9 protein-coding genes and 1 pseudogene are annotated in these 8826 nt (G+C 40.3%); 1 reads left to right on the top strand and 9 read right to left on the bottom strand.

The window, feature by feature from the left end; all coding sequences use genetic code 11:
• Both pheT and pheS read right to left on the bottom strand, forming a co-directional pair.
• Positions 1 to 316, bottom strand: a pseudogene (pheT, locus tag KH943_RS07615) (phenylalanine--tRNA ligase subunit beta); the annotation flags it as partial.
• A gap of 277 nt (positions 317 to 593) precedes the next feature.
• Positions 594 to 1577: a phenylalanine--tRNA ligase subunit alpha gene (gene pheS / locus KH943_RS07610; protein ID WP_304109696.1), complete on the bottom strand. Its 984-nt coding sequence runs from the start codon at positions 1575 to 1577 to the stop codon at positions 594 to 596.
• A gap of 167 nt (positions 1578 to 1744) precedes the next feature.
• Here pheS and KH943_RS07605 point away from each other — a divergent pair, with 167 nt between their 5' ends.
• On the top strand, positions 1745 to 2014 hold the full coding sequence (locus KH943_RS07605; RefSeq protein ID WP_304109695.1) for a DUF1778 domain-containing protein: 270 nt from the start codon (positions 1745 to 1747) through the stop codon (positions 2012 to 2014).
• 45 nt (positions 2015 to 2059) lie between these two features.
• Here the strand turns inward: KH943_RS07605 and KH943_RS07600 are convergent, their stop codons facing one another.
• From KH943_RS07600 to KH943_RS10160, 7 genes are all read right to left on the bottom strand, one after another.
• Positions 2060 to 3307 carry a fimbrial protein gene (locus KH943_RS07600; RefSeq protein ID WP_304109693.1) on the bottom strand — a complete coding sequence of 416 codons (1248 nt, stop codon included), beginning with the start codon at positions 3305 to 3307 and terminating at the stop codon, positions 2060 to 2062.
• Positions 3300 to 3884 carry a fimbrial protein gene (locus tag KH943_RS07595; protein WP_304109691.1) on the bottom strand — a complete coding sequence of 195 codons (585 nt, stop codon included), beginning with the start codon at positions 3882 to 3884 and terminating at the stop codon, positions 3300 to 3302. The genes KH943_RS07600 and KH943_RS07595 overlap by 8 nt, the downstream gene beginning before the upstream one ends.
• A 14-nt stretch (positions 3885 to 3898) precedes the next feature.
• Positions 3899 to 4513: a fimbrial protein gene (locus KH943_RS07590; protein ID WP_304109689.1), complete on the bottom strand. Its 615-nt coding sequence runs from the start codon at positions 4511 to 4513 to the stop codon at positions 3899 to 3901.
• Positions 4514 to 4528: 15 nt separating this feature from the next.
• On the bottom strand, positions 4529 to 7126 hold the full coding sequence (locus KH943_RS07585; protein ID WP_304109687.1) for a fimbria/pilus outer membrane usher protein: 2598 nt from the start codon (positions 7124 to 7126) through the stop codon (positions 4529 to 4531).
• 20 nt (positions 7127 to 7146) lie between these two features.
• Positions 7147 to 7857 carry a fimbrial biogenesis chaperone gene (locus tag KH943_RS07580; RefSeq protein WP_304109685.1) on the bottom strand — a complete coding sequence of 237 codons (711 nt, stop codon included), beginning with the start codon at positions 7855 to 7857 and terminating at the stop codon, positions 7147 to 7149.
• A gap of 106 nt (positions 7858 to 7963) precedes the next feature.
• Positions 7964 to 8599, bottom strand: coding sequence for a fimbrial protein (locus tag KH943_RS07575; protein WP_304109683.1), 636 nt, complete (start codon positions 8597 to 8599; stop codon positions 7964 to 7966).
• A gap of 156 nt (positions 8600 to 8755) precedes the next feature.
• Positions 8756 to 8826 (bottom strand): IS3 family transposase (locus tag KH943_RS10160; RefSeq protein ID WP_368493496.1); only part of this gene is annotated, 71 nt, incomplete at its 5' end.

Below are 8826 nucleotides of genomic sequence, written 5' to 3'. Positions count from 1 at the left end.
TTAATTTTGAAATCACCAGGTAGCACCGCACCTTCTGTCGCACACGCTACTTTTAAGCCTAAACGGCAATTTGGACACCGCACACGATATCTAATAAACGTTCACCGCCCACGTTCACTTTTGTTACACGTAATTTATCTGCATCAGGATGTTGTGCACATTCCACTACTTCACCAATCACCACACCTGTGAACGCACCCGCCACAGGCTCTACACCATCTACTTCTAAACCTAACATTGTAATTTGGTCGCACAGCTGTTCCGTTGAAATCGCAGGGTTTACCCACTCACGCAACCAAGATTCATTGAATTTCATTTTATATCCTTTCCAATTTTGTAAAATCTTTGCGGAATTTGACCGCTTGTACACTGTTTTGCATCGTTATCAAATCTCCCCTAACCCCTCTTTTCTAAAGAGGGGGATTATTCCATCTTTGTAATCAAGTCCCCCTCTTTTCTGAAGAGGGGGGGGATTATTCCATCTTTGTAATCAAGCCCTCCTCTTTTCTAAAGAAGGGGGGATTATTCCATCTTTGTAATCAAGCCCCCCTCTTTGAAAAAGAGGGGCTGGGGGAGATTTTGAGCGAAGCGAATTATTTAAATTGTTTTAAAAAACGCAGATCGTTCTCAAAGAATGAACGTAAATCAGTTACGTTATAACGTAACATAGTTAAACGCTCAACGCCCATACCAACGGCGAAACCGCTGTATTCTTCAGGGTCGATACCCACGTTGCGTAACACGCTTGGATGAACCATACCGCAACCTAACACCTCTAACCATTTACCATTTTGACGCATCACATCCACTTCGGCTGAAGGCTCTGTGAATGGGAAGAATGACGGACGGAAACGCACTTGTAAATCTTCTTCAAAAAATGCTTTTAAGAAATCGTGGATTAAACCTTTTAACTCGGTAAAATTCGCTTTTTTATCCACATAAAGCAATTCGATTTGGTGGAACATTGGCGTATGAGTTTGGTCGTAGTCGTTACGATAAACACGACCAGGTGCCACAATGCGAAGTGGTGGTTGCACTTTTTCCATCGTGCGGATTTGTACGCCCGATGTTTGGGTGCGTAATAGACGGTTTGCATCAAACCAGAAAGTATCGTGATCAGCACGTGCTGGGTGGTGTGCAGGAATGTTTAACGCATCAAAGTTATAGTAATCGCTTTCTACTTCAGGGCCGTTCGCCACGCTAAAACCTAATTCAGAGAAGAACTTGACCACACGCTCAATCGTAATGGAAACAGGGTGTAAACCGCCCAACTCGGTTTTACGACCAGGTAATGAAACATCAATGCTTTCGCTCGCTAATTTTGCGTTTAATTCTGCCGTTTCTAACGCTGCTTTTTTCGCATTTAACGCATTTTGTGCAATTTGTTTTGCATCATTGATTTTTTGCCCTACGGCAGGACGCTCTTCTGCAGGCACATCACGCAAGCCTTGCATTAACGACGTGAAATGACCTTTTTTGCCGAAATATTCTACTTTTAATGCTTCAAGTGCAGCCACATCTGAAGCTGCATTCACCGCTTCAACTGCTTGTGCTACCAAACTTTCTAAGTTTTGCATTCTATCCTCTAAAATTACTGATGAAAAATTGTAGAGATAATAATACTTTGCAGGCGGAATGTAAACGCGAAGATAGGCGAAAGCGTAGATTTTTCCTTATAAATCAATGATACGGTAATATTCAACAATCCTCTCTTTAATTAACTTAAATTAAGGAGTTAGAACATATGAATACATCAATCACAAAAGTAAGACTGGAGGCTAAAGTTAATTTAGAAGTATACCAATCACTTAAATACGCTGCCGCAATTAGCGGACGAATTTTAACAGATTTTGTAGTATCTGTAGCTTACGAAGAAGCAAAGAAAACCATTTTAGAAAACCAAGTTTTACGTTTAACATTAAAAGATCAGGCTTTATTAGTTGAGCATTTAAATAATCCGTCGAAACCTAATCAAGCAATGCAAAACGCTCTAGACTTATATCAAGAATCATAAAAATGCGGTGAAAATTCACCGCACTTTATACTTGTTTTAACTGGGTTATTGATACGACAAGGTGTAAGTCGCAAGGCCTTCTAAGCTTCCGCCATCGATTTTTTGGGAAGCATTCAATTTAATTAACTCGGGAGTAAAACTAATAATGTACTTATTTTGTGCTGCAAACCTTTTCGTTAATTTTAATTGGTGTGTAGTGCCTTTTTTAGGGCTATCAGGTCCGAATTCGATGTAATGACCATTTTTTTGTTTCAGCCTTATGCCAACATTGGCAACTTTTGTGCTGTCACTGGTATAAACCATTTTGAGTGTGTTGCTAACGTTACTAGTATTATTATTATCGGTAAATACAATCCACGGCTCAATATAGGCATTTGCACCGCAGTCTACAAGAATATCTACATCACTTGTTGTAATAGGCGCGGTAATTTCTGAACTTCTTTTCGTGCCAAAATCCCGTACGTGATTAGCTTGCCCATCAATCCAACAGGTTGTCGCATAAAGGCGAATAGTCACATTTTTACCATTGATAGTTGAACCGCCATCACTCGTTACACGAGGTCTGAAAGCAGACGACTCCCGCCCCTCTATAGCAAAAGTGCCAACAAAAGAGTGTTCTAAATTAAGATCAATATTCCCCTTAGAAAAATTAAATGTTCCGGGAACATAAGGTGTCAAATCAACAGGTGTCACTTCTAATACTGGTGTAATCCCTAGCTCTCCTGTAAACATACAACCAGTCGGAAATGAGATGTCATAACTCGTTACATCATGAAACTTACCATTAAAACTACTGTTACCGCCAATATTTGCCCCAAAACCCGATAGATCTGTTTTGACCCGCAATTCAAAGCCCAAATAAGGAAAAGAGTTCAATTGAAAAACTTTCTTCCCCTGATGATTTACTATTGTGAAGAGTTGGTTATCAAAACGTGCTGTAATTTGGAAGCAACCATTCCCCCCAGTTCCTGCCTGTCGATATAACTTATAAGTTTCTGTCCGAATGTTTTTTTTTCCTCCCAACTCGCGAATTAGTGCATTCATATCTATGGGATTCTTTGGTGACGTAGGGTTATCCCGTGGGAAACTATAACGTTTTGTTTCAATATTATGGTCAGGATAATAAGATATAGATGTATTACCTGGAAATCGAACACAGCCACTATAGAGACCTGTATTACAACCATCTCGATGCCATTCTCCCACCTTGTCAGCTAAAGTTTCCTTAGGCATTGCAAAAATGGTAATAAAAAGAGCGGTCAATTTTTGAAAGGTTTTTGTTCCTTTATTCATACCACACCCCAAAGGTCATTTCGCTGGAGACTTTGCCAGCTTTGTCGGTTGAACCTACGGTACGTCCGTAAAATCTTGCGGTAAGATCAATATCAACAGCATTGCCATTGACGCGTGCACTTAATTCAGTACCAGTATAGCCGCCAGCTATACGATTGTGTTCAGGCAAGGCTGGTTGAGACAATACTTTAATTGCCGTGTTGTTTTTGTTAAAAAGCTGAATGCCCACTGAATTACGGTTACCTGATGTGGTATCTGAGTTTTTTAAAATACCAGTACCCTGTTCAGCATAAGAGGAGACAAAATAATATTTAAGACGATTTGTTGCGTTACCACAATCTGTTACTGAGAGAGTAAACCCTTTGCCTGTACCTACAGCTTGATTAGCGGCGGAAAATTGGCTACTTAAAATATAACCTAAATCAACAGTTTGATTTTCTGTTCCAGCTTTCACCGTACAAAGCTTCGCAGCAATGACCTCACCTTTAAAGATAACTTTTCCCTGAGTGGCGGCATAGCTGTTAGGTAACATACCCAAACATAACATCATGCCAGTAAATAAGGTCGTTTTTTTCATAATTACTTCTTCCTTTATTCATAATAGGCGGAAAAAATGAATTCCGCTTGAACCGCTCCTTCTTTATTGGGGAGCCCATTGGTAAGTGAATAGAATCGGGCTTTTAAGGGCAACTTAAACGCATGTGCTTGTGTCGCAACTACCCCTAATGTATCCCCATTTGATTTTGTCTCTAATGCCTCCGGTGCGGCTTCCAAGGGAAACGACTTTATCGGAACAGGATGACCATTGCTTTTTAGTAACTGTACGCCTACCGTGTTTTGGTTAGCAGAGGTAAGCATATTAGGTAAAATACCTTGTGTCAGCTGTGTTTGGCTTCCTCTTGTGCTAATTATCACAAATTTCACTTTATTAGGTTCATTGAGTAAATCTCCACATTCTTCCACAGCGATATCAAAGCTAGTTTCCTTGGCGGTTTGCCCCATATTTTGTAAGTCTCCTGCTAAAGCAATGCCTAAATCAATCTCTCGATTGACATCACCACCTCTGACTTTACAAACTCCCCCCTCTTTAATTTCCACAGTAAATTTCACCCGACCATCATATGCAGAGCCAAAAGGTGCCACAAATAACAAGCTGAATAAGCCTATCATTGGGCGGAATAAACGCTGTTTTTTCACTTTTTTCATCAGTTTATCCTCCATTTATTGACACACTTTTTCATATTGTTGTATTTGGGCGGCATTCTCTAAATTCACGCTGTAATCAAAATGGCATTGGGCTTGCTCGCCATTTCCCCAGCTGACTGTGATAGTGCCTTTAGGCTGTTGTAAACCACCAGCAAACAGCACACCACCTTGTACAACATAGCCGACAAAATTGCCATTCTCATCATAAGCTTCGGATGCCATTGGCAATAATTCGCCGTTCGTACGGGTTAAGTTAAACAGTATGAGGCGATTACGTTTAGTTTCAAAATCAATCACGTGAATACTATTGGCTCGCGGAATAAATTTTTTCTCCGTACCATCAAATTCAACATTTAGCGGTAAATTTTGTGGATCGATACCAATTTCATTAACGCGATAAGGCTGGGTGTAAGGCATAATGGCATTACCGAACCAATCTAACACTTGCCCTTGTCCGCTATTCACTTCTGCACCCGCTGCACCATCTGCATGCACCACTGCAAAACTGTCGCCAACAGATTCACCAAAGGTTACGCCATGACGGTGTGCGACGATCACGCCAGATAACGCATTGCTAAATTGTCGCGAACCGTAGCTATCTTTTGAGATAGAAGAGTTAAAGTTAAAGTGTGTATTGCGGTAATCCATATTGCCCGAAATATTACGATAACCAGTTTGACCTGAGTTTGCATGCAAACCATAACTCCATTGGTTATAATCGCCGAAGCTACCATTTAAACCAACCTGAGTATTTTTCAGCCCTGAACCACGAGTTTGGTTTGTTGATAACGAATGGTTGCGACCTAATGGAATGCTAAAACCAAGATAAATTTGGTTATCACGTTGACCACTTTCACGATGAATCGTTTGCGAAAAACCAAGCTGGTAGCTTAACAGCTTAAAGTTGTTTGCGTAGGAAACTTGATATTGACTATAAGTTCCTGTTCTATTCCAATAATTAAAGGTTGAACCAACTAAATAGAGGCTACCTAAACCTTTTAGATCTTGAATTAACGAGATCTGATATTGGTTTTTTGGTCGCACGCCTGTTAATGAAAATCCACTTTCGCTACCAAATTGTTTTGCATTTACTACATCACTCAAATTATAAAAATCGCGAGAAGAGTAACGATAAGCTGCAAGGGTTACGTTGGTACCCGTGCGGTTAAAGTTAATACTATAACTGCCGTGTAGGCTGTAGCCTTCACGTGCTTCACGGTATGGGTTTAATGTCTCTTGAGCAACTAATGCTGTGTTAGGCAAGAAGATACTTCTTGTCCAAGTGTTATCAAATGAAAATGCACCAATTGGCGTGTTTAAACCAATCCCTACAGCGCCTGCCCAATAATTTCGGGTGAGTGTAACCCCTGTATTGAGGGTAAAATTGTTAAGTAAACCATATTGTAACGTTGCTTGCCCAACGTTGACATCAAAAATTCGTTGTCCGCTACGATATCGCCCTGCGGCAACTTGATAGCGGAATTGCCCCATACGAATAAGGGGGGCAATGTTAGAAAAAGGCACAATAAAGGTGCGTACTTGACCGTTAGCTTCTTTAATTTCTACCGTTAAATCACCGTTATAACCCGTAGAGTAGAGGTCTTCAATAATAAAAGGCCCTGGGGTTACATTGGTTTGATAAACAATATTACCATTTTGGCGAATAGTAACCACCGCATTGCTATTGGCTATACCTTGTACGCGTGGAGCAAACCCCATCTGGGAAGGAGAGAGCATACGGTCATCGGAAGAAAGACCGACTCCACGAAGAGCAAAACCCTCCACAAATTGACCTGAAGTATAAAAATCACCTATGGTCATTAACCCACGAATCGGGGCAAAATCTTTTTGCAAATAGGTTTCGTAGGTTTGGTATGGTATATTCGAGGATTTTCCCTCATATTCACTCCATAATTTTGAGCCAGAGTGACGAAATGCCCAATCGCCTAAGTTAATACCAGTACGTAAATTTAAATATGCCTGCGAAGAGTGCGTATTAAGTTGGCTGGTATAACGGCTGTGGTTTAAATCATAATTCACAAACGCGGCATTGCTACCCGTTTGCCAACGGCTTGGTGCAATATAATCGCGTGGGCGATTGATGGTTAAGGCTTGCGCAATCGTAAATTCTAAGCGTTGTAACCCTGTATTAAACACCGCTTTACCTTGCGGGATCGCTTCTTGAATAGAGACACATTGATCTTCTTTTGGGGCAAGCTTAATAGCAGCACGTTCAAGATCGAGTAAATCATTTAATTCTGGGGTAAAGCAGAGTTGTGCGTGTGGTTGAGCGGCATTTTCGCTATCACGAAAACGCAACGTCATTTCGCCTTTGGCTTTATTGTTTACCCAAACTTCTGCAGGATACTCGCCAGGTAGAACGCTGTTTTTTTGTTGGAAACGTGCAACATCGACAGTAGAGCCATTCCCCCCCATTTGTAAAAAGGTGGCACTGAACTCAACATCTTCATCGTTGCTTTCTAATGGTGCCTTCTCTTCTTGTGAAATGGGTAGGGATTCTTCTGCCCAAGTTGTTTCTGCAAAACCTGCAAACGCCAGCCCTAATGCAATAGAGAGTTGACTTAAGCCTGTGTTCAAAGTTAATTTTTTCATAAGTAAATTGGTTTTAGGGGTTATTTAATTGGTGATTCTCCAGCCACATCACCACCGTAATCATTAATTAATGACCATTTTACTTTTTGACCGCTACTCACGCCTTTTACATCAAATTCGCCTTGGCTAAATGGTTCCACCATCACCGCTGCAGGGGTATCTTTTGCACCCACTTGTGCTTGGGTAAAGGTTAAATAGTAAGGTGTTGGGTTATCTGCCCATAGTTTGCCGCCTTTGGCTTGCCAAGTTACTTTTTTATAGGCTTCTGCTGGTGGATAAGGTAAGCCGCTTGGGCGATAAAACATTTTTAAACGGCTACGCACCGAAAATTGCAGATAGTTTGGCTTATCTTTAAGCTCTTTCTTGCTGGGTTTGGGTGGAATATCCAATAAATTAAAATAATAGAGTGATTCACGATCTTCTGGGAGTGCTTGCGTACCCGTATAAGTAATACGTAAAGTTTGCCCTTGGTTACCCTCCACACGTGTTACTGGGGGGGTAATAATAAAAGGAATATTAGCTTGGTTGCCTTGTTTGTCTTCAATCCAACTTTGCACTAAAGCGGGTGTGCCATTTTGGTTGTTAACTTGAACATTAAGGCTTTTTTGGTTAGACGGGTAAATCAGACGCGTACCAAGAATAATTACACTCGCTTGAGCAGAAGAGACTGCAAAGGAAAGCATAAGCGATGTTGCTGAAACAAGAGCCGATTTTTTAAAAATGGATAGCATAGATTATTCTCCCGAATAAAAATTATTTAAAAAGTGATAAATACTCTCTATAAGAGTAAAAAGCCCGCCGAAAGACGGGCTTAAGCTAGATAGCAATCTATATAGATTAGTCGTAAGCTAAGTCTAATTCAGCTTCTGATCTCACTGTACCTGGTTCAGATTGAGCCGTTGCATAGTAACGAGCGTTAAATTGAATAAGACCTGTACCATCCGTTGATGCAGAGATACCTTTTAATTTGTTAGCTGAATCATTTGCACCAAGACGAATAGATGTACCATCTAAGTTAGAGAACTGGATGTTTACGTTTTTAGCTCCTGTTGGTAGATTAGCGTCTAAGTTTTTCAATGTGCCATTATTAAGGTGGTCAACATTGTTGGTTGAACGGAATGCAACACTTACTAGCTTACCGTTACTACCTGGCTGGTTTGTATTACCATATTTACAGTTTTCTACATGAAGTTCGATTAATTGGTCTGCCGCTACATCACCATGGTTAACTAATTGGTTTTTACCTACAGTTCTAAGTGTAACTGTTTTTTCTCTATCTTCTGTTTTAATTTCACAGGTGTTATCAAGCACCTGACCCATTACAGTGATTTTAGCGTGGGTTTTTCCTGTAGTTGCTGGAGCTACTACGCCCGCAGCTTGAGTTGGAATTGCTGTACCAATTGGAGTTACAGGAGCAGCATTAGCCATACCGAATGCACCTAAAGCAAGTAATGCTAAGATTGTTTTTTTCATCGTGTATTCCTTTTAAATAAAAGAAAAGAATAAGTAAAAAATTGTGCAATTGCACAAAACCTTTGTTTCAGCCTGAAAAATCAAGTTGAAATCGTGCCATTGTAAAAAAAAAAAAAAAAAAATACAAGTTTGATCTGACCCCAAAAAGTTAGACTGTTATTTAAAGGACTGTTTTCGATATTGTATCGGACTCAGTCCTTTTAATTTTAATTGGATTCGTTCTTCAT

The sequence above is a fragment of the Haemophilus parahaemolyticus genome (assembly GCF_018373095.1).
Taxonomy (GTDB): Bacteria; Pseudomonadota; Gammaproteobacteria; order Enterobacterales; family Pasteurellaceae; genus Haemophilus_A; species Haemophilus_A parahaemolyticus_A.
Note: the sequence above shows the minus strand (reverse complement) of the source record. Positions and strands in the feature narration are given on the sequence as shown.

Coding starts and splice junctions, on each gene's coding strand:
- pheS (WP_304109696.1), bottom strand. CDS start 1,577: ATGCAAAACTTAGAAAGTTTGGTAGCACAAGCAGTTGAAGCGGTGAAT.
- KH943_RS07605 (WP_304109695.1), top strand. CDS start 1,745: ATGAATACATCAATCACAAAAGTAAGACTGGAGGCTAAAGTTAATTTA.
- KH943_RS07575 (WP_304109683.1), bottom strand. CDS start 8,599: ATGAAAAAAACAATCTTAGCATTACTTGCTTTAGGTGCATTCGGTATG.
- KH943_RS07590 (WP_304109689.1), bottom strand. CDS start 4,513: ATGAAAAAAGTGAAAAAACAGCGTTTATTCCGCCCAATGATAGGCTTA.
- KH943_RS07600 (WP_304109693.1), bottom strand. CDS start 3,307: ATGAATAAAGGAACAAAAACCTTTCAAAAATTGACCGCTCTTTTTATT.
- KH943_RS07585 (WP_304109687.1), bottom strand. CDS start 7,126: ATGAAAAAATTAACTTTGAACACAGGCTTAAGTCAACTCTCTATTGCA.
- KH943_RS07580 (WP_304109685.1), bottom strand. CDS start 7,857: ATGCTATCCATTTTTAAAAAATCGGCTCTTGTTTCAGCAACATCGCTT.
- KH943_RS07595 (WP_304109691.1), bottom strand. CDS start 3,884: ATGAAAAAAACGACCTTATTTACTGGCATGATGTTATGTTTGGGTATG.